General features: G+C 42.9%; 19 protein-coding genes and 1 pseudogene. 13 read left to right on the top strand and 7 right to left on the bottom strand.

Annotation, left to right across the window (positions count from 1 at the left end):
• The first annotated feature begins 70 nt into the window (after positions 1-70).
• The 5 genes from M1D69_RS10770 (at position 71) to M1D69_RS10790 (ending at position 5,027) form a co-directional block, all read left to right on the top strand.
• Positions 71-1,315 carry an RbtT/DalT/CsbX family MFS transporter gene (locus M1D69_RS10770; protein ID WP_458103782.1) on the top strand — a complete coding sequence of 415 codons (1,245 nt, stop codon included), beginning with the start codon at positions 71-73 and terminating at the stop codon, positions 1,313-1,315.
• A gap of 468 nt (positions 1,316-1,783) precedes the next feature.
• Entirely contained in the window at positions 1,784-2,335 is a 552-nt protein-coding gene (locus tag M1D69_RS10775; RefSeq protein WP_458103781.1) for a MarR family winged helix-turn-helix transcriptional regulator, read from the top strand.
• Between the two features lie 13 nt (positions 2,336-2,348).
• The gene (locus tag M1D69_RS10780; protein WP_458103780.1) at positions 2,349-3,287 is read left to right on the top strand and encodes an ATP-binding cassette domain-containing protein; all 939 of its coding nucleotides are present in this window, start codon (positions 2,349-2,351) and stop codon (positions 3,285-3,287) included.
• Positions 3,288-3,297: 10 nt separating this feature from the next.
• Entirely contained in the window at positions 3,298-4,044 is a 747-nt protein-coding gene (locus tag M1D69_RS10785; protein ID WP_458103779.1) for an ABC transporter permease, read from the top strand.
• Positions 4,038-5,027 (top strand): ABC transporter permease, encoded by a 990-nt coding sequence (locus tag M1D69_RS10790; protein WP_458103778.1) that lies wholly within the window; start codon positions 4,038-4,040, stop codon positions 5,025-5,027. The genes M1D69_RS10785 and M1D69_RS10790 overlap by 7 nt, the downstream gene beginning before the upstream one ends.
• 288 nt (positions 5,028-5,315) lie before the next feature.
• Here the strand turns inward: M1D69_RS10790 and M1D69_RS10795 are convergent, their stop codons facing one another.
• The 3 genes and pseudogenes from M1D69_RS10795 to M1D69_RS10805 form a co-directional block, all read right to left on the bottom strand.
• Positions 5,316-5,843 (bottom strand): GNAT family N-acetyltransferase, encoded by a 528-nt coding sequence (locus M1D69_RS10795; RefSeq protein WP_458103777.1) that lies wholly within the window; start codon positions 5,841-5,843, stop codon positions 5,316-5,318.
• A 40-nt stretch (positions 5,844-5,883) separates the two neighbouring features.
• A pseudogene (locus M1D69_RS10800) lies at positions 5,884-6,662 on the bottom strand (hypothetical protein).
• A gap of 68 nt (positions 6,663-6,730) precedes the next feature.
• Positions 6,731-7,036, bottom strand: coding sequence for a DUF948 domain-containing protein (locus tag M1D69_RS10805; protein ID WP_458103776.1), 306 nt, complete (start codon positions 7,034-7,036; stop codon positions 6,731-6,733).
• Positions 7,037-7,185: 149 nt separating this feature from the next.
• On the opposite strand from M1D69_RS10805, the gene M1D69_RS10810 reads away from it, so the two are divergent.
• Entirely contained in the window at positions 7,186-7,902 is a 717-nt protein-coding gene (locus M1D69_RS10810) for a 3-ketoacyl-ACP reductase (RefSeq protein WP_059293344.1), read from the top strand.
• Positions 7,903-7,932: 30 nt separating this feature from the next.
• Here M1D69_RS10810 and M1D69_RS10815 read toward each other — a convergent pair whose 3' ends face one another.
• Positions 7,933-9,150, bottom strand: coding sequence for a cytochrome P450 (locus M1D69_RS10815; protein WP_458103775.1), 1,218 nt, complete (start codon positions 9,148-9,150; stop codon positions 7,933-7,935).
• Between the two features lie 304 nt (positions 9,151-9,454).
• Between M1D69_RS10815 and rtp the strand changes: the two genes are divergently transcribed.
• The 3 genes from rtp to proB all read left to right on the top strand — a co-directional run bounded on the left by rtp (position 9,455) and on the right by proB (position 11,979).
• Positions 9,455-9,823, top strand: a complete 369-nt coding sequence (rtp, locus tag M1D69_RS10820) for a replication termination protein (RefSeq protein ID WP_010334473.1) — start codon at positions 9,455-9,457, stop codon at positions 9,821-9,823.
• A gap of 146 nt (positions 9,824-9,969) precedes the next feature.
• Positions 9,970-10,848: a pyrroline-5-carboxylate reductase gene (proC, locus tag M1D69_RS10825; protein ID WP_458106165.1), complete on the top strand. Its 879-nt coding sequence runs from the start codon at positions 9,970-9,972 to the stop codon at positions 10,846-10,848.
• 15 nt (positions 10,849-10,863) lie between these two features.
• Entirely contained in the window at positions 10,864-11,979 is a 1,116-nt protein-coding gene (gene proB, locus M1D69_RS10830; RefSeq protein ID WP_458103774.1) for a glutamate 5-kinase, read from the top strand.
• Between the two features lie 62 nt (positions 11,980-12,041).
• Here proB and gltC read toward each other — a convergent pair whose 3' ends face one another.
• On the bottom strand, positions 12,042-12,944 hold the full coding sequence (gene gltC, locus M1D69_RS10835) for a glutamate biosynthesis transcriptional regulator GltC (protein WP_024121635.1): 903 nt from the start codon (positions 12,942-12,944) through the stop codon (positions 12,042-12,044).
• Positions 12,945-13,090: 146 nt separating this feature from the next.
• Between gltC and gltB the strand changes: the two genes are divergently transcribed.
• The gene (gene gltB, locus M1D69_RS10840; RefSeq protein ID WP_458103773.1) at positions 13,091-17,653 is read left to right on the top strand and encodes a glutamate synthase large subunit; all 4,563 of its coding nucleotides are present in this window, start codon (positions 13,091-13,093) and stop codon (positions 17,651-17,653) included.
• 16 nt (positions 17,654-17,669) lie between these two features.
• A complete protein-coding gene (gene gltD, locus M1D69_RS10845) occupies positions 17,670-19,151 on the top strand; it encodes a glutamate synthase small subunit (RefSeq protein WP_458103772.1) in 1,482 nt (493 codons plus the stop codon).
• Between the two features lie 55 nt (positions 19,152-19,206).
• Here gltD and M1D69_RS10850 read toward each other — a convergent pair whose 3' ends face one another.
• Positions 19,207-20,196: a zinc-binding dehydrogenase gene (locus M1D69_RS10850; RefSeq protein WP_458103771.1), complete on the bottom strand. Its 990-nt coding sequence runs from the start codon at positions 20,194-20,196 to the stop codon at positions 19,207-19,209.
• Between the two features lie 128 nt (positions 20,197-20,324).
• On the opposite strand from M1D69_RS10850, the gene M1D69_RS10855 reads away from it, so the two are divergent.
• Complete coding sequence (locus M1D69_RS10855) at positions 20,325-21,194, top strand: LysR family transcriptional regulator (RefSeq protein WP_458103770.1); 870 nt, start codon at positions 20,325-20,327, stop codon at positions 21,192-21,194.
• A gap of 189 nt (positions 21,195-21,383) precedes the next feature.
• On the opposite strand, the gene ggt is transcribed toward M1D69_RS10855, so the two are convergent.
• Positions 21,384-23,147: a gamma-glutamyltransferase gene (ggt, locus tag M1D69_RS10860; protein ID WP_458103769.1), complete on the bottom strand. Its 1,764-nt coding sequence runs from the start codon at positions 23,145-23,147 to the stop codon at positions 21,384-21,386.
• Between the two features lie 182 nt (positions 23,148-23,329).
• Between ggt and M1D69_RS10865 the strand changes: the two genes are divergently transcribed.
• Complete coding sequence (locus tag M1D69_RS10865) at positions 23,330-23,560, top strand: excisionase family DNA-binding protein (RefSeq protein WP_024121629.1); 231 nt, start codon at positions 23,330-23,332, stop codon at positions 23,558-23,560.
• The last annotated feature ends 209 nt before the right edge of the window (positions 23,561-23,769 follow it).

Here is a 23,769-nt window from a genome sequence, read left to right on the forward strand (position 1 = left end):
GAATTATACATTTTCTTACTTTAATGAGGTAATACGGTGATTGGGATAAGCATCTAAGGAGGATACAGATATGTTGGATAAAATTGGTATACCAAAGCGGTTGGCATGGGGGTTTTTAGGGGTTGTGCTGTTTATGATGGGAGACGGTCTTGAACAAGGATGGCTCAGTCCTTTTCTGATTGAAAATGGGCTCACCGTTCAGCAATCCGCTTCGATTTTTAGTATATACGGCATTTCACTGGCCATCGCTTCATGGTTTTCGGGTGTATGTCTGGAAGCATTTGGCGCAAAGCGGACGATGTTTATGGGGTTGTTGTTTTATGTGATCGGTACAGCAGCTTTTATTGTCTTTGGATTTGAAAAGCTAAATCTGCCTGTCATGTATGTGACTTACTTTATTAAAGGCTTAGGATACCCGCTTTTTGCTTATTCCTTCTTGACATGGGTCATCTACAGAACACCGCAGAACAGGCTAAGCACAGCTGTCGGCTGGTTTTGGATTGCGTATTGTCTGGGCATGTTTGTTTTCGGTGCTTGGTATTCAAGTTATGCAATTAAAACGTTTGGTTATTTAAATACGCTTTGGAGTTCTATTTTCTGGGTATGCCTCGGTGCAGTCTTCGCGTTGTTTATTAATAAAGACCGGTTTGAAAAGAAGAAAAGAAAAAGATCAGAAACGGCGGAGGAGCTTTTAAAAGGGATTACCATTCTTGTTACCAATCCGCGGGTGCTGACAGGAGGAATGATTAGAATCATCAACAGCATCGGCACATATGGTTTCCCTGTGTTTTTGCCGATGCACATGGCTCAGCACGGCATTTCAACTAATGTGTGGCTGCAGATTTGGGGAACGATTTTTCTGGGCAACATTGTATTTAACCTCATTTTTGGAATTGTCGGTGATAAATTCGGATGGAAAAACACCGTCATTTGGTTTGGAGGAGTCGGCTGCGGCATTTTCACTGTTTTATTATACTATGCGCCAGTTTTTTCAGGCGGGAATATAGCGGTTGTGAGCATCGTCGGCTTTATCTGGGGCGGTTTGCTGGCAGGCTACGTGCCGATTGGTGCGATTGTGCCGACAGTTGCCGGAAAAGACAAAGGAGCCGCCATGTCCGTTTTGAACCTCGCAGCCGGCTTATCGGCATTTGTCGGACCTGCTTTAGCTTGGATGTTCATTGGACTCGTCGGTGCACAAGGCGTTGTCTGGATTTTTGCGGTGCTTTATCTTGCGAGTGCAGTCATGACGAAATGTATTAAGCTACCTGAAGAAAAAGAAGTACAGAAAGAGACTTCCCCTCAATATGCATCCTGATGAAAAGCGCCCTGTTTCAGGGCGCTTTTCATGATTTTTTTCAGCAATGGCTTCAGTTATAGAGTGCCACGCAAATCATTGTTCTGGACGGGACTTCATCATTAGGAGTCCGCTCAATAAATAGTTTAGGCGATCGCTTCTGCATTTATATCGCTTTTTAACTCTCATGATTGTATGCCTTTTTTAAGTGTATCTTTGCAGGGCACGGCTCAACCATTGTAGGACGATTTAAGGGTCTCCGTATTTCTCTTCAATTAGATCTTCAAAAAAAAGGCTGATTTCAATGCTTTTTCTTCATCAACTATACGTTGCCGAGCCATGATATACCTTTTTCATATTGATCAATATGTGTATGTTTTGCAAACGAGGATGTTAGTTTTTTGAAATAAAATAGACAATATGTTGACAAATCAAAACGAAGTGCTATGATGATATAGACAACAAATTGTCTTTTTTAGGAGGATTATAATGAACTTTTCTAAAGAACTAAAAGATTTATTTTTAATGCAGCAGTCTTACGCTACACTTTTTTCTGTTTTAAACAAAATTCAATCACGAGGTGATGAGTACTATGAGAGCTTAACGACTAGGCAATTTATGACGATGGTCTCCATACTGCATTTACCGGAAGAAGAAACCACTTTCAACAACATTGCCAGAAAATTAGGTACGTCGAAACAGAACATAAACAGGCTTGTCAGCAGTATTGAAAAAAGAGGATATGCCGTTACTGTGCCAAGTAAACGTGACAATCGTGCGGTTAATGTGAAAATTACCGATTCTGGAAAACGCGTTTTAGAGGAGTGCGGTGAAAAAGCTGTGTACTTTATGGCTGATATTTTTCAGGGGTTTTCGACGGAAGAATTAGAGACACTGTGGAATTTATTGAAAAAGCTATACAGTTTTGACGGAGAAGAGCAGGATGGTTTCGAAGAAGATGCTCGTGACTTTGAAATTGAACAAGAACGTGATGATCTGAAAATAAAAATACTTCAGGAGTTCGCAAAACGGAGAATGTAAAAAGGAGATACGTATGAACAGCGTGGCATCAATAGAAAATTTGAAAAAGCAGTACACGAACAAAACTGCAGTAGACGGCATTTCATTTGAAGTAAAGGAGAGTGAAGTCCTTGGGCTTCTTGGCCCAAACGGAGCAGGAAAAAGCACAACGATTCATATTTTATCCGGAGTACTGTCGGCCACTTCCGGAAATGTTACGATATTGGGCCATAATGTAAAAAACAGCGCAAAGAAAATGAAAAAGGGCATCGGAATCGTCCCTCAAGATATCGCCATCTATGAGGATATATCTGCTGAGCAAAATGTTCGCTTTTTTGCCAGTCTATATTCTCTTAAAGGAAAAGAGCTGAAAGCCCGGGTTAAGGAGGCCTTGGAGCTTGTACAGCTATATGATCGTAAAGATGATAAGCCTAAGACTTTTTCAGGCGGGATGAAAAGAAGACTAAACATTGCCTGTGCTATTGCCCATCAGCCGAAACTGATTATTATGGATGAGCCGACTGTTGGGATAGACCCTCAATCAAGAAACCACATATTGGAGTCTATTAAATTGCTGAAAGAAAAAGGAGCGAGCATCATTTACTCAACTCATTATATGGAAGAAGCGGAGGCTATTGCTGATCGGATTATGATTATAAATGAGGGGAAAATCATTGCTAACGGGACGAAAGATGAATTGTACAAAAAAGTAAATAAAGAAATGACTTACTCTTTTCAGCTGGCGAATGCAGATAAATTAAACAAAAACATTCTGATGGATATAGAAGGGGTTATAAAAGCACACTCCATAGAGGGTGAATTGAAAGTTACAGTCCGAAAGAGCCAAGATCTCCTAAGTGAAATCATAGCAGAATTAAGTGTTCAAGGATGCAGCATTATGCATATGAGCAGTCAAGAGGCATCATTAGAAACGGTATTTTTGGAGCTGACGGGAAGAAATTTAAGAGATTAGGAGAGGCAACATGAGTTTGATAAAAGTAATGACATTTGATTTTATGAATATTTTAAGGAATCCGGTTCTCGTTTTAGCTAATACGATTTTTCCTTTCATTCTTATTATGATCATGGGTTTTGTCACAAAAAACTGCTTTGGGGCAGATGGTATCAGTTCATACGATTATTACGGGGTGAATATGATCATTTTCTCAGCGGCTCTGATTGCAATGACCGCGTCCAACACATTTATGGAAGAAAAGGTGAAGAGAGGAAACATCCGCCTTGTATACGCACCCGTTTCGAAAACAAGTATTTATCTTTCAAAATTACTATCAACTTACATATTCAGTGTGATATTGTACAGCATGAATGTATGGACGGCCCAAACGATTTTTAAATTGAACTTTGGCGGAGAAGACCTTCCGTATATCTTGCTTTTGCTGCATGTCTTTTTGTTCTTTGGCTGCTGTTTCGGCACCATGTTTTGCTGCATTTTCAAAAATGAAGAACAGGCGAATAGTATCATGCAAATTCCAGTTGCTTTTTTTGTTTTCTTTGGAGGCGTTTTTTTCGGAATTCATAGATTTGGAGATACCGTAAATGAAATTTCCGTATTTTCTCCGGTTAAATGGGTAGCGGAATGCTCATTTCGCCTCATTTATGATCATGATTTCAGCATTTTGCTGCCTGTGGTATCCATTCTTCTCTTTGCTTCAGTCGTTTGTATTGCCGTTTCCCATGTTGTTTTTAAGCCGGAGGGATATGTATGCTGAATCTATTCCGAAATAGGTGGGAACGAATACTGGCGAAGAAAGCCGTTATCATCATTGCAGTGATTATCATTCCGCTGATGGTTGGAGCAGCGATTCTTTTTTCCGGTAAACCGGTCTTAAAAGAAACCATTGCATTTGTCTCGGAGCAGGATGAAATGAAAAATCTCCCCAAAGATTCTGCCTTTCGAGTGGTTATGGTCCATCAAAAGCCGAGGTTTTCTGATCTTGTGTTAGGAAAATATGCAGCAGTCGTAGAAAAAAATCATCAAGACTACAAGGTAACCACTTTGAAAAGTGAAGCGGATAAAGAAATGATTCGGGAGCTTTTTGAGACTGGGAAAATGCCGAACAGCTATAAAGGAGAGGATAAAATAAGGGCTGAAAGAGGGACTGGCACAAATATCTTAGGTTTTATCGTAATGCTTGTTTTTATGCAAGGTGTCGCGCTCACTGCCTTGTATCCTGAAGACCGCATGCTTAAAACCTTCAGGCGGATTTTAGTGTCACCCGTAAACGAGAACAAATACCTGAGTGTTCAGTTTATCTTTACATTTTTATGTCTATACATACCAACCTATCTGGCCATTGTGATGACAACAATATTATTTCATGTGGATATTGGCTTTCGCTTGGACATCCTTGCTGAACTGCTGGCTGTTCTCGCAGTGCTTGCAGCGTCATTCGCTATTTTTATGGCATCAGTTATGGATCGAAACTTAAGCTTGGTGACGAGCGGAATCAGTGTGGTTACGTCTGTATTGTCAGGCTGCTTTATTTCTTTTACGACTAATCTCCCCGTCTTAGATGCACTTTGTGCGATTCTGCCGCAAAAAACATTCATGACTTTTATCCATGGGATAGAACTAGGGCAGACAGTGCGGGAATTCAAATTTCAGCTTTTTTATATCTTTCTTTGGTCGGCATTATTTTATTTCTTTGGTGGCTTTATGACAAGAAGCAGGATGAAGAAAGGGATTTATTAATGGATGTCACTAGATGCATAGAGCGCTATGCATCTTTTATTGTTTCGTTATAGTGAGTTATTTATTAGGGAGTTTTAAGAATGAGCGTCATTGCTGGCACGAATACAGAACCGGACATTTTATATGACAAGGCTCCGTCTTCGCCAATGCTGCGATCGAATGCGGTCCTTTTGACTTCAGCTACTGTGAGTATTTTACCTGTGATATTTTGAGATGCAATCCTGCGGAGTGAAAACAGACGAGAGACTTAGGAAAGAGCAGCTAGAATCTCTGCTCATTCTCTGATTTTCATGATTTTATAATAGAATAAACATTTGTATCATAAGGGACACCGCTTTGGTACATATATTGTTTTAATACGCCTTCTTTTTCAAATCCCATTTTTAACAGCAAACGATTTGACGCTTCATTTTCCATAAAAACAACTGCACCGATTCTCGTTAGTTCAAGGGTACCAAAGCCGAAAGACACAATTTCTAAAATGGCTTCTGACGCATAGCCGTTTCGCCAATTCGCCGGGCTGATTTCATAACCGATTTCTGCACGTTTATGCTTGGGGGCCAAAGCATGAAAGCCAATCGTACCGATGAGTTCCTTGGTGTCTTTTCTTTCAATTCCCCACCGTATTCCCCGCTTTTCTTGATAATTCTCGGCAAACTGATGAATCATTGTTTTTGCTTGATCTATACTTTCAAAGGGATCGAGTCCGTAGTAGCGTGTGACGCCATGGTTTGAAAAACAAGTAAAAATGGCTTCCGCATCTTTCTCTGTCAACTCTCTTAGAATAAGCCTGCCGGTTTCTAATACAGGAAACATCCAATCCCTCCCTAATGTATGTAGCTTTATCATATCCCTTTTATTTCCTCTTTTCTATAACGAAATCGAATTTGATGAAGCAAAGGAGCGAATTTGTTTTTCTAATTCCTCTTTGTTTTTCTTAAATTGTTTCATTCGATGGCCGTTCGCGCCTGATGGGTGAGGGAAGCCGTGTAGGCAGGTCAGCCGCCATTTGCTGTTTTCCCTGATCAGTGTTTCACAGACTGTTTCGGCTGCTTTGCCTAGCGGGATAAGAAGAGCAGGGCCCGATAGCTTTCCAAGTTCAGCGGGAAAATGCTTATATGCATAAGTGCTTAGCATAGATGAGCGGGGGATAGCTGGACGATGTCCTGTATAGTTTTTCTGCTGAATGAAAACAGGGTATTTGATAACAGAAGTGGTGTGAAGCATATGGCGCAAGTGGCCGAAAAGCTGTGCGGCGCTTTGAATGCCGAAAACCTGTGGCAGCCCGCATTGATCCAGCATCGCAATCAGGTTATCTCTCATAGTTCCAGAAAGTCCTGCCGCTTTTTTGGTGTCTAAAGCTATCTGTTCTAGAGATCGGCCTTTGCGCAAGCTTTCTGCGGCTGTTTCATAAGCTGTTTTCATCTGTGAAAAACCCGGCGTTATGCCTGAAATCACAATAGAAGCATCTTGATTGATATATTCATTATGAGGTGAATAGTACATTTCAAGCGCGTTTTCTTGGTGTATGCGAAATGGGGAAGTAAGCAAATCCGTTTTCGAAAGCGGTTTTGATACCGGAAGAGTATTTAGTTTCTCTGCAAATGATGCTAAACCGCTGCGGTTTTCAATCATGGGCGAACCTCCCTAAAAATGATATCCCATTGTCCATTTTAAACGTTACAACGGGATATCATTCATATTTAACCTCTATTCAAATGTCCCGCGTTCCACACCTCTTTAACTGCTTGAGGGGCTTCTTTCACTTCAGCAGCAGTCTGCTGCAACGCGGTTTTTTTCATTTCAACATCGTACTGAATCATTTTTTGTTTTTGAGACAGCTGTTGTGCTTCCGTTTTTACCATTTCAACTTGTGTTTGCATGGATTGCGTAACTGCAGTGAGTTCCTTCATGGCGGGATCTATTTTCTTCTTGTTTTGAATCACATTTATCCCTAAGTAAATGATTGAAATGGCTATTACTGCGATACTGATATAAACGATAACCATATGTTCACCCCTTTTCTAATGTCATACCCTATTTCGCTTATTTTAAGCAGGTGAAATGATAGTTGCGCAGTTCATATCATTTGCGTATTGGTTTTCTTGTGCTTATAATGTGTTATCGTACATATGTAAACAAAGAAAGGGTGCTTCAATTGCAAAGTTTACAAAATAAAACTGCTCTTATCACAGGCGGAGGCAGAGGGATTGGACGCGCTACAGCTCTTGCGCTTGCGAAAGAAGGCGTAAATATCGGTTTAATCGGTCGAACTGCCGCCAATGTTGAGAAAGTCGCAGAAGAAGTAAAAGCACTTGGTGTGAAAGCTGCGTTTGCCGCTGCGGATGTAAAGGATGCGGCGCATGTTGATCAAGCTGTGGCTTCTATTAAAGAGGAGCTAGGCGAGATTGATATTCTCATTAACAATGCGGGAATCAGCAAATTTGGCGGATTCTTAGATCTATCCGCTGATGAATGGGAAAATATCATTCAAGTGAACCTAATGGGTGTATACCATGTTACTCGTGCAGTGCTTCCTGAAATGATTGAACGCAAAGCTGGTGACATTATTAATATTTCTTCTACAGCCGGCCAAAGAGGAGCAGCTGTCACAAGCGCTTACAGCGCATCCAAATTTGCCGTTCTTGGGTTAACGGAATCTCTCATGCAAGAAGTGAGAAAGCATAATATCAGAGTCAGCGCGTTAACGCCGAGCACTGTCGCAAGTGATATGTCGATTGAACTGAACCTGACAGACGGTAATCCTGAAAAGGTTATGCAGCCTGAGGATCTTGCTGAATATATGGTGGCTCAATTGAAATTAGATCCGCGTATTTTCATTAAATCTGCAGGATTGTGGTCAACAAATCCGTAAAACGAAAGCCTGTCTAGCGACAGGCTTTTTTTATTTATATTCAATCCGCACAGGTAAATGTTTAACACCAAACACGAAAGGACTTGGTACCGCTTCGAGTTTCTGTTCATCATCAGCTTTTTTAATATAAGCGGACATAGACAAGAGGGAGGAAAGAACGACTTTTGCTTCGAGCCTGGCCAATGGTGCGCCGAGGCAAAAGTGAATTCCGAACCCAAAGCTGAGATGGGGATAGGAGGGGCGGTTAATGATAAAACGATCAGGTTCAGAAAATTTAGCTTCATCCCGATTGGCTGACGCGACCCAGCTGATAACGGAAGATCCTTTCTTTATAAATGCTCCGCCAAGCGCTGTATCTTCTGCTGCAACTCGTCCGATGGCTTGAACAGGCGGATAATAGCGGAGTGTTTCTTCTATTATATTAGGCACATAGTCTGTATTCTGTCTTATCTGTTGTTGCATGGCTGTGTCTTCCGTGATATAGCGAACAGCATTCGCGATCAAATTAGTAGTCGTTTCGTTTCCCGCGACAAGAAGTAGAATGCAAAAACCGAGCAGCTGCTCTTCTGTTAGATATTCTCCATCGACTTCTGACTGCAAAAGCATCGTAATCAAATCTTCTTTTGGCTGGGCTCGTCGTTTTAATAGAATGTCTCTAAAATAGTTACTTAAGAAAGCGTGGCCGTCCCGGCGTTTTTGAACCATGTCAGCGACAGATTTGTCTGAACTGTCCTTCGCTCCGGCAACGAGCACGTCGGAGTATGTTTTGATGATGTGCCGGTCTTCAATCGGTGCTCCAAGCATTTCAGCAATGATAATAACAGGAAGGGGGCCTGCTATATCATCTATCATATCGATTGTGTCTTTTTGCCGCGCCTCCTGTAAAAGGAGTGCTGTAACGTCTTTTATGCGGGTTTCGATTTGTTTCACTGCCTTTGGAGTAAACGATTTGTTGACGAGTGCACGTAATTTGGTATGTTTCGGAGGGTCCATTGTTAAAATGCTTTCTGCCTGTATGCCGCGTTTGGATGAAAAAAGTTTGGGGTTTTTCAGGACGAATTGAACGTCATCATACTTAAAAACATCCCAGCAATCACGCTGTTTGTCATAGCGGACAGGAGACGATTTCCGAAGCTTTTCATAAATCGGGAAGGGGAAAAGACGATCCTTTTCGAATTGTAATTCTTTCATGGGAATTAAGTTGGCGTAACGTTCTTCTTTGGCAGGGCACGCTGTTTGCTTTGTCATTTTATCATCTCCTTTATTGATACGTTATCAAAGGCTGTTTTTCAATTCAACGGACATATATTGAAGAAAATGTAAACCGGACAATAGTTTTAAATTGAAGATCATAGCGAAAACAAGTTATAATGAACCAAACAAACTATGTACCAAATGTTCATTTTATCTTTTTTTATTCCCTCCAGCCATACAAACATCAAACACAAAATAACTTGATTATCATGTTATTAATAGAAGAAGGAGAACAACAGGAAAAAATTGAATATTTAGTACATGGTGTTCTCAGTATACAGAGAAGGGGTGCAGACCGATGAAAGAAGAAAAAAGAAGTTCCACTGGATTTTTAGTCAAGCAGCGCGCGTTTTTGAAGCTTTATATGATTACCATGACTGAGCAGAAAAGACTTTACGGATTAAAGCTTCTGGAAGTGCTTCGATCAGAATTTAAAGAGATTGGTTTTAAACCAAACCATACAGAGGTTTACCGGTCTTTGCATGAGCTTCTTGATGATGGGATATTAAAACAAATCAAAGTAAAGAAAGAAGGGGCTAAGCTCCAAGAAGTGGTCCTCTATCAATTTAAAGATTACGAGGCAGCCAAGCTGTATAAAAAACAGCTGAAAGTAGAGCTGGATCGCTGCAAGAAACTGATTGAAAAAGCACTGTCAGATAATTTTTAACATAGAAAACACCCGGCATAATCACGAGTATCGGGTGTTTTCTGTTTTTCATTATACATATTTGTCGAAACGAAACAATACAAATCAATAGTGACCTTCAAACTTGACATCATTTCCTCACGTGGTAACATTTTAAACGTGTGAAAATACGAACAAAAAAGCGAACAAAGGAGATGTTACCGATCTTTGATCAAAAAAAAGTAGCTTTTATTGGAGCCGGATCTATGGCGGAAGGAATGATATCAGGTATCGTTCGTGCCGACAAAATCCCAAAACGAAACATCTGCGTTACAAACCGCAGCAATACAGAGCGATTAGCTGAGCTTGAACTTCAATATGGAATCAAAGGCGTGGCGCCGGATCACTTATGTATTGAAGACATGGATGTGCTCATTTTGGCGATGAAGCCAAAAGATGCCGAAAGCGCTCTGTCATCTTTAAAAACACGCATCCAACCCCATCAATTAATTTTGTCGGTGCTAGCCGGCATAACCACCTCTTATATTGAACAATCATTGCATAATCAACAGCCGGTTGTTAGAGTAATGCCTAACACATCAAGTATGATCGGCGCTTCTGCAACTGCCATCGCACTTGGCAGGCATGTGACAGATGATTTAGAAAAACTGACGGCGGCTTTGCTCGGCTGCATGGGTGAAGTGTATACAATCCAGGAAAATCAAATGGACATTTTTACGGGAATTGCCGGCAGCGGCCCTGCGTATTTTTATTATTTAATGGAATTCATCGAAAAGACAGGCGAGGAAGCGGGCCTTGATAAACATTTATCACGAAGCATCGGTGCACAGACACTCTTGGGTGCTGCAAAAATGCTGATGGAGACAGGAGAACAGCCTGAGGTGCTGAGAGATAATATCACCTCGCCAAATGGAACGACTGCTGCCGGATTGCAGGCCTTGAAGAACAGCGGCGGAGGAGAAGCCATTTCTCAAGCCATTAAACATGCGGCTAAGCGTTCAAAGGAAATCAGCGATGATATCGAAAAAACAGCGGCACCGCTATAAAACAGGAGTGATAAAGTGACATCTGAAACAGAAATGAAAAGAGTTGTCGTGAAGATCGGCAGCAGTTCATTGACAAGTCTTCATGGGGAAATCAGCATTCGCAAACTGGAAGCTTTAGTGGACCAGGTCGCCAAACTAAAAGACGCCGGTTATGAAGTCATCCTGGTTTCTTCCGGCGCAGTAGCTGCAGGGTATCGCAAGCTCGGATTTCTTCAGCGACCAGAAAATCTGCCTGAAAAACAAGCGTCTGCTTCAATCGGTCAAGGGTTGCTGATGGAGGCTTATTCAAAGCTATTTTTGGCGCACGGTTATGTGGCTTCCCAAATTTTAATTACAAGAAGCGACTTTTCTGATGAATACCGATATCACAATGTTCGGAACACGATGAATGTACTGCTCGAACGCGGTATTATCCCGATAATTAACGAAAATGACACAGTGACCGTCAATCGGCTTAAGTTTGGCGATAATGATACACTCGCGGCCAAAGTCGCCGGATTAATCGATGCGGATTTGCTTGTGATTTTATCGGATATCGACGGTTTATATGACGGCAATCCGCGAACTAATCCAAAAGCGAAAAGGGTGCAGCGAGTCAGTGAGATTACACCGGAAATTGAAGCGTGTGCAGGCGATACAGACAGCGAGGTCGGCACCGGAGGCATGCGGTCCAAACTGGATGCGTTTAAAATTGTAATGGCATCCGGCATAAAAGGATTTCTTGGCCAGGCAGACGCTGCAGATATATTATATCAAGCTGTTCATGGAGAGGCGGAAGGCACCTATTTTGAAGCTGAGGGAACGCTTCCGTTGAATCAAAAAGAGCAGTGGATCGCTTTTAATTCCGGACCAGAAGGTGAAATTGTTTTATCAGATGACTGTTCCGGCCAAATAGCTGACGGTCAATCGCATATATACCCAGATGGTGTAAGGGAGATTAAAGGGAAATTTAAAAGCGGCGCTGTTGTCCGCCTAACTGATTCTCATGGTGAAGACATCGGTCTTGGGATCGTCAATTATTCTTCCTCGCAGCTTGAGACACCTGAAAAAAATAAAGGCATGAAAAACAAAGCGGTGATTGATCCAGAAGCGTTTGTATGCCATGTGGATTTATCTTTGCCTGTATATTAAATAGAAGAAATACATGGGAGCAAAAAGAACCCGAGCTTCTCTGGAGAAGTTCGGGTTCTTTTTTATTGATACTGTTCCAATTTGGAGAAAAACTGAATGACAAACTCATAAAAATCCTGCGCTGACGGTGCAAGCTCTCTGTTTTTCGGCTTAATAATTCCGACAGTCCGTTTCACTTGAGGAAACTCAATTGGAATTTTCACAGTGAATCGGGGTGTCGTTTCAGCAAAAGTACTCTCCGGCAGAAGGGTGACACCCATACCTGCGGACACCAATCCTTTGATAGCGTCCAAATCCTCACCCTCTGTAGAGACAAGAGGGGCAAACCCGGCTTGTTTGCAAGAGTCAATCGCCATTTTTCTGAGCACAAATCCTTCCGGAAACAACACAAATTGATCGTTGCGCAAATCGATTAAATGGACCGTTTTTTGTTTGGCGAGCGGATGATTTAAAGGTACAAGCGCGTAAATTTTTTCCGTGAATAAAATATTTCCTGCTATGTCTGGAAAATTCGTCGGCACCGGTCCTAATAACGCTAAATCGATATCGCGGTTTCTGACAGCTTCAATCAGAAACTTATAAGAGCCTTGGCGCAGCAAAAACTCTACGTGCGGATATTCTTCTTTAAATGCCGAAACGACAGTCGGCAGAAGCTGACTGGCGAGGCTTGTAGGAAAGCCGATTTTTACGGTTCCGCGATGCGGGTCAAGGTACTCATCAATTTGTTCTTTTGCATAATCGATGGCTTTCATCGCTGTTTTGACATGAATTAAAAATTCTTTTCCAATCGGAGTGAGTTTGATATTTCTCCCTTCACGCTCAAATAAAGTAACATTTAATTCTTCTTCAAGGTTTGCAATTTGTCTGCTGATTGCTGATTGGGCCACATGCAGATAATCAGCGGCTTCTGAAACGTGTTCCCGTTCAGCAACCTCCATAAAATAACGCAGTTGGCGCAGCTCCATGTAAGTCTCACATCCATCTATCTCATTTTGAGATTCTTTTGATCTAAATTATATATTGTTTATATCGTTTTGAAAACCTACAATAATATTAGAGTTGTTAGATTTTATGACCGGTATTATCGGAAACTGATCGGGGGAGAGGAATTATGACTTACAATCAAATGCCAAAAGCTCAAGGTCTCTACCGTCCTGAATTTGAACATGATGCATGCGGAATCGGCCTATATGCGCACTTAAAAGGAAAGGCGACACATGACATCGTCAAACAGGGGCTGCAGATGCTTTGCCAGCTCGACCACAGAGGAGGTCAAGGCAGTGATCCGGATACGGGAGACGGTGCCGGCTTACTGGTTCAAATCCCTGATGCTTTCTTTAAGAAAGAGTGCAAAGACATCAATCTGCCGGAAAAAGGACGTTACGGGGTAGGAATGGTCTTTTTCTCGCAGAAGGAAGATGAAAGAAAAAAAATCGAAAAGCAAATCAATGCACTGATTGAACAGGAAGGCCAAGTTGTGCTTGGATGGAGAACTGTACCTGTAAATGTCGGAAAAATCGGAACAGTAGCACAAAAAAGCTGTCCGTTTGTCCGTCAAGTATTCATTGGCGCAAGTTCTGACCTGAAGGATGATTTGTCCTTTGAGCGAAAATTGTATGTCATTCGTAAACAGGCTGAAAACTGGGGAGTAACGGAAGGTCTAGATTTTTATTTTACCAGTCTTTCAAGCCAAACTATTGTTTATAAAGGCCTTTTAACACCTGAACAGGTTGATGCGTTTTATTCCGATCTGCAAGATGAGGCATTCGTATCCGCTTTTGCACTAGTTCATTCACGCTTCAGCACTAATACCTTCCCTACATGGGAAAGAGCACACCCAAACCGTTATTTGGTTCACAATGGTGAGATTAATACCCTTCGAGGAAATATCAACTGGATGAGAGCACGTGAACAGCAATTTGTGTCTGAAAGTTTTGGTGAGGATCTCAATAAAATTCTTCCGATTCTGAATGCTGACGGCAGTGACTCTTCCATTTTAGATAACGCATTTGAGTTTTTCGTTATGGCGGGACGCAAGCCGGCACATACGGCGATGATGCTGATTCCTGAGCCATGGACAGAAAATACGCACATGTCTAAAGAAAAAAGAGCGTTTTATGAGTATCACAGCTCATTGATGGAGCCTTGGGACGGTCCGACAGCCATTTCATTTACTGACGGAAAACAAATCGGCGCAATACTCGACCGTAATGGTTTACGTCCGGCCCGTTATTATGTGACAAAGGATGATTATATTATTTTCTCATCTGAAGTCGGTGTTATTGAGGTTGAACAGGAAAACGTTTTATATAAAAACCGCCTTGAACCAGGAAAAATGCTTTTAATTGACCTGGAAGAAGGCCGCATCATTTCTGATGAAGAAGTAAAAACACAAATCGCAACTGAATATCCGTACCAAAAATGGCTTGAGGAAGAGCTTGTGCAAGTGAATCCTGATCCGGAAACAAGAGAGGAAGAGCAGTTCACGGATCTTCTTACGCGTCAGAAAGCGTTTGGATACACATATGAGGATATTCAAAAATATTTAATTCCTGTTATTAAAGAAGGAAAAGATCCTCTCGGCTCAATGGGGAACGATTCGCCGCTTGCTGTTTTGTCTGATCGCCCGCAATCGCTGTTTAACTATTTTAAGCAATTGTTTGCACAGGTTACCAACCCGCCGATTGACGCGATTCGCGAGCAGCTCGTGACTTCAACAATGACTTGGCTCGGAGCAGAAGGCGATCTCCTTCATCCGAATGAACGAAACGTCCGCCGAATCAAGCTGTATACACCCGTGTTATCCAATGAGCAGTTTTATGCGCTGAAAACGATCGTCCATCCTGATTTAAGAAGCCAAAAAATGAATGTGCTGTTTTCAGAAGATCTTGAACGCGGGTTAAAAGACATGTTCACCCAAGCTGAGAAAGCAATCAGCCAAGGCGTCAGTCTTTTGATTTTGTCCGATAGAGCAATGAATGAGCAGTTAACGCCAATTCCGCCGCTATTAGCAGTCAGCGCACTGCACCAGCATTTAATCCAAAAAGGATTGCGCACGAAAGTCAGCATTATCGTTGAATCAGGAGAAGCACGTGAAGTTCATCACTTCGCAGCTCTAATCGGCTATGGAGCTGATGCTGTCAATCCTTATCTGGCATATGCGACCTACAAGCAGGAAATTGACGAAGGCCGCTTAGATATCAGCTATGAAGAAGCGGTCAGCAAGTATGGAAAAAGCATTACCGAAGGTGTCGTAAAAGTGATGTCGAAGATGGGGATTTCTACTGTACAGAGCTACAGGGGCGCCCAAATCTTTGAAGCGGTAGGAATCAGCCGTGACGTGATTGACCGTTATTTTACGGGAACAGCATCACAGCTCGGCGGCATTGACTTAAATACCATTGCGGCAGAGGCGCAGCGCCGCCACCAGGAAGCGTATAAAGATAACTACAGCAAAACGCTTGAACCGGGAAGTGACTTCCAATGGAGAAACGGCGGAGAGCATCACGCATTTAACCCGAAAACGATTCATACCTTGCAATGGGCGTGCCGCAGAAATGATTACAATCTGTTTAAACAATATACGAAAGCGGCAGATGAAGAACGAATCGGATTTCTGCGAAACTTGTTCTCATTTGATGAAAACCGCAAGCCTCTAAAAGTGGAGGAAGTAGAATCTGCTGAATCGATTGTCAAACGTTTTAAAACAGGTGCGATGTCATTTGGATCATTAAGCAAGGAAGCCCACGAAGCATTAGCGATTGCGATGAACCGCTTGGGCGGAAAAAGCAACAGCGGTGAAGGCGGAGAAGATCCAAAACGCTTTGTGCCTGATGAAAACGGCGATGACAGAAGAAGCGCGATCAAACAAATTGCATCCGGACGTTTCGGTGTAAAAAGCCATTACTTAGTCAACGCCGATGAGCTGCAGATTAAAATGGCGCAAGGCGCAAAACCGGGAGAAGGCGGACAGCTGCCAGGCAATAAAGTGTATCCTTGGGTTGCCGATGTCCGCGGATCAACACCAGGGGTCGGATTGATTTCACCGCCTCCGCACCATGACATTTATTCAATCGAGGATTTAGCCCAGCTGATTCACGATTTAAAAAATGCGAACCGTGATGCAAGAATCAGCGTGAAGCTGGTCTCAAAAGCTGGTGTCGGAACGATCGCTGCGGGTGTTGCTAAAGCAACTGCAGATGTCATCGTTATCAGCGGTTACGACGGAGGTACAGGTGCTTCACCTAAAACAAGCATTAAACATACAGGGCTTCCGTGGGAGCTTGGCCTTGCAGAAGCGCACCAAACCTTAATGCTGAATGGACTCCGTGATCGTGTTGTATTAGAAACAGACGGAAAGCTTATGACAGGCCGGGACGTCGTCATGGCCGCATTGCTCGGCGCTGAAGAATTCGGTTTCGCAACTGCTCCGTTAGTTGTTCTCGGCTGTGTTATGATGCGCGCCTGCCATTTGGATACATGTCCTGTCGGGGTAGCGACTCAAAATCCTGAACTTCGCAAAAAGTTCATGGGAGATCCTGATCATATTGTGAACTACATGTTGTTTATTGCTGAAGAAGTCCGTGAATACATGGCTGCATTAGGGTTTAAAACTTTCGATGAAATGATCGGCCGCACTGACGCACTTAACGTGAGTGAGCGGGCAAAGGCGCATTGGAAAGCGAGCCAGCTTGATTTGTCCACACTTCTATATCAGCCGGAAGGCGTACGGACATTCCAAACGCCGCAAAACCATAAAATTGATCAATCGCTCGATATCACAACGATTCTTCCTGCTGTAAAGGATGCCATCGAATCGGGAAAAGCAGCTGATATTTCAGTCGAAATCAATAACACAAACCGTGTAGCAGGCACTGTAACAGGCAGTGAAATTTCGAAACGTTACGGTGAAGAAGGACTTCCGGAAGATACGATTAAGCTGCAATTCACAGGATCAGCCGGCCAAAGCTTTGGAGCGTTCGTTCCAAAAGGTATGACGCTTTATTTAGACGGAGATTCAAATGACTACGTCGGAAAAGGTCTGTCTGGCGGAAAAATCATCGTCAAATCACCGGAAGGATTCAACTCCGAATCACATGATAATGTAATTATCGGCAACGTAGCATTCTATGGCGCGACGAGCGGAGAAGCATATATTAACGGCCGTGCAGGTGAACGCTTTGCCGTTCGGAACAGCGGTGTGAATGTTGTTGTGGAAGGCATTGGTGATCACGGCTGTGAATACATGACAGGCGGAAGTGTTGTCGTACTGGGTGATGTCGGCAAAAACTTCGCGGCTGGTATGTCCGGCGGAATCGCGTATGTATTGGCCGAAGATGTAAAAGCATTTAAACGCAAATGCAACCTTGAAATGATTTTGTTTGAGTCATTAGAGGATGAAAAAGAAATTCAACAAGTTAAAGCAATGCTTGAAAAGCATGCTGCGTATACAAACAGCCAAAAAGCAGCAGACCTGCTTGAACAGTGGGAAGACAGTGTAAAAACATTCATTAAAGTGATTCCGAAAAACTATAAACAAATGCTTGCGAGCATCGAAGAACAGAAAGCTGCGGGCTTATCTGAGGAAGAAGCCGTCATGTACGCGTTTGAAGCCAATACGAAACCAAAGCAGAAAAAAACGCCGGCGGGACAAAAACAAGCGGTAGTACAGTAAGGAAGGGGAGAGGAACATGGGGAAACCAACTGGATTTATGGAAATCAAACGAGAAAAACCAGCTGAGCGAGACCCTCTCACTCGCTTAAAGGACTGGAAGGAATATTCTGCTCCTTTTTCAGAAGAAGCGTCGAAACGGCAGGGGGCGCGGTGTATGGATTGCGGTACACCGTTTTGCCAGATCGGTGCTGACATTAATGGATTTGCATCCGGCTGTCCGATTTACAACTTAATTCCTGAATGGAACGATCTTGTCTACCGAGGCAGATGGAAAGAAGCATTAGAACGGCTTGTGAAAACAAACAACTTTCCTGAATTCACAGGGCGGGTTTGTCCCGCTCCTTGTGAAGGGTCATGTACACTAGCGATTTCCGATCCGGCCGTATCGATTAAGAATATTGAACGGACCATTATTGATAAAGGGTTTGAGAATGGCTGGATTCAGCCTAGGATTCCGAAAAAACGAACAGGCAAAAAAGTTGCTATCGTTGGATCGGGCCCAGCCGGACTGGCGAGTGCTGACCAGCTGAACCAAGCTGGACATTCTGTCACTGTATTTGAACGCGCAGACAGAGCGGGCGGACTTTTAACTTACGGCATTCCAAACATGAAACTTGAAAAAGGAATTGTCGAACGCCGCATTAAGTTGCTGACGCAAGAAGGAATCGATTTTATTACAAATACGGAAATTGGCGTTGATATAACGGCTGATGAGCTGAAAGAGCAATTTGATTCCGTGATCCTTTGCACAGGTGCTCAAAAACAGCGGGATCTATTAATCGAGGGGCGCGAATCAAAAGGTGTTCACTACGCGATGGATTACTTGACGCTTGCTACAAAAAGCTATTTAGATTCTAACTTTAAAGACAAGCGATTCATTGATGCGAAGGGGAAAGATGTTATCGTGATCGGAGGCGGAGACACAGGAGCTGACTGTGTGGCTACCGCTTTGCGCCAAAAAGCCAAAAGTGTGCACCAATTCGGCAAACACCCGAAACTTCCTCCGGCTCGCACGAATGATAATATGTGGCCTGAACAGCCGCACGTCTTTACGCTTGAATATGCATATGAAGAAGCAGAAGCAAAATTCGGAAGAGACCCGAGAGAATATTCGATCCAAACAAAAAAATTGGTTGCCGATAAAAACGGCAAATTGAAAGAGCTCCATACGATTCAAATGGAGAAAGTGAAAAATGAGCATGGAAAATACGAGTTCCGTGAACTGCCTGGAACTGAAAAAGTATGGCCTGCTCAGCTCGTCTTTATCGCTATCGGCTTTGAAGGCACAGAACAGCCGCTTTTAAAACAATTTGGTGTTGATTCTAATAACAACAAAATCAGCGCAGCATATGGGGATTATAAAACAAATATCGATGGTGTTTTCGCCGCAGGGGATGCAAGAAGAGGCCAAAGTTTAATCGTATGGGCGATTAATGAAGGCCGTGAAGTGGCGCGTGAAGTTGACCGATATTTGATGGGGAGTTCAGTTCTGCCGTAAATAAAGGGGATTATATAAAAAAAGAAACCGGACTGTTTGTCAGCCGGTTTCTTTTTTAATCTATTGTGATCCCGATGTTCCCAAACTGGCTGCCTTCCTGCATTCTGGTATATGCTTCATGTGCTTGTTCTATAGGATATGTCCGGTCAAGCACGGGCCGAAGTTTATGTTTTTCCATGAAATGCAGCATTTCATGGAATTCATCACGGCTTCCCATCGACGTTCCCAATATATTGATTTGCGGAAAGAATAAAGAACGCAGCGGAAAACTGAGATTATCACCCGAACTTGCACCAAAGCTGACAATACGGCCATTCGGTTTAACATGATCAAAGTATTCTGAAAAGAGGGCCGGTCCTATGCTATCGAGAATGACATCAGCTTTTTGTCCTTGAAGATGTTCAGACCAATTGCTGTAACTGTCAAAAGCGTGGTCAGCACCTAATTGTATTGCTCTTTTTCTTTTTTCCTCGCTTCGAGAAGTTACGCTTACAGTTGCTCCAATCGCTTTAGCCATTACTAGCGCGTAGGTTGCAACGCCGCTTCCAATTCCGGGTATCAAAATATGCTCGCCTTTTTTTAATTGGGCCTTTGTAAAAAGTGCTCGATATGCGGTCAGAGCTGATAATGGCAACACGCCTGCTTCCTCCCAGGATAGATAAGAAGGTTTTTTTACTGCGTTTTGTGAAGGAATGATCACATATTCAGCAAGTGTTCCGTTTGAAGGGCCTCCCAAAATATCCGGAACAGGAGGTACATCATCTGTTACTTCCCAATTCAAAGTCGGTAAAATCACCACTTCTGTTTGAACAGCCAGATTATCTACACCTTCACCGACCGCTTCAATAATACCAGCACCGTCAGAGCCCAGAATAAACTCAGAATCTTGTTCAGTTTTATTTTTCATGAGAAACAGGTCCCGGTGATTTAATCCCGCCGTTTTCAACTTGACTTTCACTTCTCCGTATCCGGGATTTTGAGAAGAGAGGTCCTGATACGCTAACCCCCGAAGTCCGCTTTTTCCGTTATGAATAACCGCTTTCATGCCGTCTGCCTCCTATATTCCTCGTAATCTATGATCTTCACATATTTTACACAGCGGTTTTCTTCAAGTAAAATGAACAAAAATGATTGCCGGTATCACTTTTAATCATAGCAAGGAGGTGACAGCGTGTGGAAAGCGGAGAATTAAAGATATTCCGGGCTGTTGCCCGTGAAGGAAGTATAACAAAAGCAGCCCGGCAGCTGAATTATGTTCAATCTAATGTAACAGCCAGAATCCATAAGCTTGAGACAGATCTGAATATCAAGTTATTTCACCGGACAAATCGCGGAATGAAGTTAACGGCTGCGGGGGAAAACCTATTACAATACGCAGATCAAGTTTTATCATTATTAGACGAAGCTGAGAAATCAGCGCAGTTAAGTTTGCATCCAAAAGGGCCGTTGCGGCTTGGAGCATTGGAAACAACAGCGGTCACTCACCTGCCTGAACATGCAGCTGCATTCCTCAGACGTTTTCCTGAAGTTGATTTATCAGTGAACACAGGTGATACGCACAGCTTGGTTCGGCAAGTTCTAGATCATAAGGTGGATGGCGCTTTTGTGTACGGTCCTGTTGAATACATGGATATCAAACAAATTCCTGTTTCCCATGAGGAATTGGTATTGATTTCACCGGAGGAAGGGGCGATAGAGGACATGCTACGGCTGCCGATGCTCTTTTTTGGAACCGGCTGCTCTCATCGCGATAGGATCAAAAGATTATTGGAGGAAGCAGGTATTCGACAGCAAAAAATCATAGAATTTGGCACATTGGAAGCCGTTATCAGAGGAGTTTCCGCTGGTTTGGGAACGGCGCTGCTGCCAAAGTCGGCCATTGCCTGCTCTGTCCATCGCCAAAGGGTGTACGTTCACCAGCTTCCCGCATCATATCAGGATATGACGATCGTGTTTATTTACAGAAAAGACTTTTTTATGACCAGTGCATTTCAGCGGTTTATTGCAGAATTGAACGAAACCAAATTGATCCCATCAGTCTAATCCAAGAAGAGAAGATTAAACAATAGCAGGGGATGCGGGATAGATTTTTGTTTTCGTAAGGATGTTATATTGAAAGGTATACGTACCGACATTAGATTCGCGTTAAGGAGTTTGCGAGGACCATAGGCAAGATTAATCGTTCACAGCAAAAAAACTGTACTCGGCAAAAATGAGTACAGTTTTTCTTTTTTATTTATGTTTTAAATTAATTCCGATCGCTGCGCCGTTTCTGCTTGAATCGGCTACTCCTTTGAAGGTGCCGTTTTCACGGTCGATAAAAATGCTTTGCACGTTTCCGATGTCCACTGGACTTGTGCTGAATTTATGGCCCATGTCTTTTAATTTGCTGAGTACATCCTCTGGAACTCCGTCTTCATATCTGTAGGAGCTCATACTGTTTGTGTAAATTCTCGGCTCTTCAACCGCTGCTTTTAATTCCATTCCATATTCTATATTATAGAGGATGGTTTGCAGCACGGAAGAAATAATCGTTGCCCCTCCAGGAGATCCGACGGTGAGAACTGGTTTGTCATCTTGAAACAAAATCGTCGGCGTCATGCTGCTTAACGGCCGCTTGTTCGGCTGAACTTCGTTGGCTCCGCCTGGAACCGCATCAAAATCTGTTAGTTCATTGTTTAAAATGACGCCGTAATCAGGAACCATAATACCTGTTCCAAACAGCTGTTCAATTGTTGTTGTATAGGAAACAACATTGCCCCAGCGGTCCGCGACGGTAAAGTGTGTCGTTTGGCCGTCTACTTTATCATTCGGCTGTTCGACTTGCTTATAGTTTGCGGTTCCTTCTTCGTATTTCCAAGGATCACCGGCTTTTGGTTTTTTGTTGACTTCATCTAAACTGATTAATTGCTGGCGCTCTTTTATATAGTCGGGGTGAAGCAAACCTTTGAGAGGAACATTTACAAATTCGGGATCGCCTGCATAAGCCGCGCGGTCAGCGTAAGACAAATGCATGGTTTCAGCGAGCATATGGTATTTTTCCCATGAGCGGATATCATATTGTGAAAGGTTAAAATCATCGAGAATGTTCAGCATTTGCAGCAAGAAAACGCCGCCAGAGCTTGGAGGAGGAGTCGTTGCGATTTGATAGCCCTGATATTCTCCCCAAATCGGTTCGTCAATTGTAATGTCGTAATTTTCTAAATCCTTTTCGGTCATTGATCCCCCAAAATCCTGAACAGTATCAGAAAGGGCTTTGGCAAATCTGCCTTCGTAAAAGGCGTCTATGCCTTTCGAACGAATGAACTTAAAGGTTTTGGCCAGATCTTTTTGAATGAGCGTATCGCCTTCTTTAAGCGGCTCGCCATCCGGCAGAAATACATCCTTAGCGGCAGTCCGTGATAATTTTTCCTGATAATCAGAAATCGCATCTGCTAACACTGAATCAATCGGAAAGCCTTTATCAGCGAGTTTAATAGAGGGGGAAATTAATTGTTTCATTGAACGGGTTCCCCATGTATCCAAGGCTTTTTCAAGCCCTTTCAGTGTACCCGGAACACCAACGGCAGTACCTTTTGTGACACGTTCGGAGAAAGGTATCGCTTTGCCGTTTTCATCGAGAAACATATCCGGAGTTGCGCCTGCGGGAGCGCGTTCACGGCTGTCAATGATCGTCGTATCTTTTGTTTTTCCGTCATACACCATCATAAAACCGCCGCCGCCAATACCTGACATCATCGGTTCTGTGACATTAAGCGCAAACTGAATAGCGACCGCTGCGTCAATGGCATTTCCGCCTTTTTTCAGGACGTCAGCTCCGATCTCTGAAGCGAGAGGATGCGCAGTCGCAACCATTCCGTCTTTGCCTACATCTACTTGTTTGTACTCGTCATAGCCTTTGGGCGGTTTTTTAGCTTCCGCGTGAAATGGAGCACTTCCAGCGACTAACAGAACACTAAGCAGGGCTGCTAAACAGACGTTCCACGTTTTTTTCATGTTCTCCCTCCTATTAAGCTGTTATGTTACAATCTTAGCGTAAAAAAAATACAGCGGTTTCACAAGTGACAAATGGTATATTATCTATATCATCCGGCCTTATTTCTGTGTGAAATTGATTATATTGGGGTAAGTCATGTGCTATAGTAGAAACAGCATACGGATTAAGAAAGGAATGCTATATGTATTTAACGATTAAGGAAACAGCAGAATATGCAAATCTTTCAGAGGATTATATTAAAAGCTTGGTGCTCGAAGGTAAAATCAGGGCCGTTCATGACGGTGAGCAATTTTTGATTTATAAGGGACAGTTCAAAACGCATCTCGAACAGCTGGAAAATTATAAAGCGCTCGTGCAGGAAATATTAAATGAACCGATCCCAGAAGATATTGATGTAAAGGATGAGGATTAGGACACAATTTGAAATTGTGTCTTTTTTTGCATATTTTTTTGAGAGCATCTCGAAAAGCAAAGCGTCATATTGCGTTTTAAGAGCTTTTTCGGGAAGGGGCAGAGTGATTTGTCTCAGGGATCGAAAAAGCTTTATATGAGCCTGTAAATATCATTTCAGAAGATAGGGCGTTTCAAGAGATCTTTTTTCTGCTTATGTAACACTATGTA

It is taken from the genome of Bacillus sp. PK3-037 (assembly GCF_054161355.1).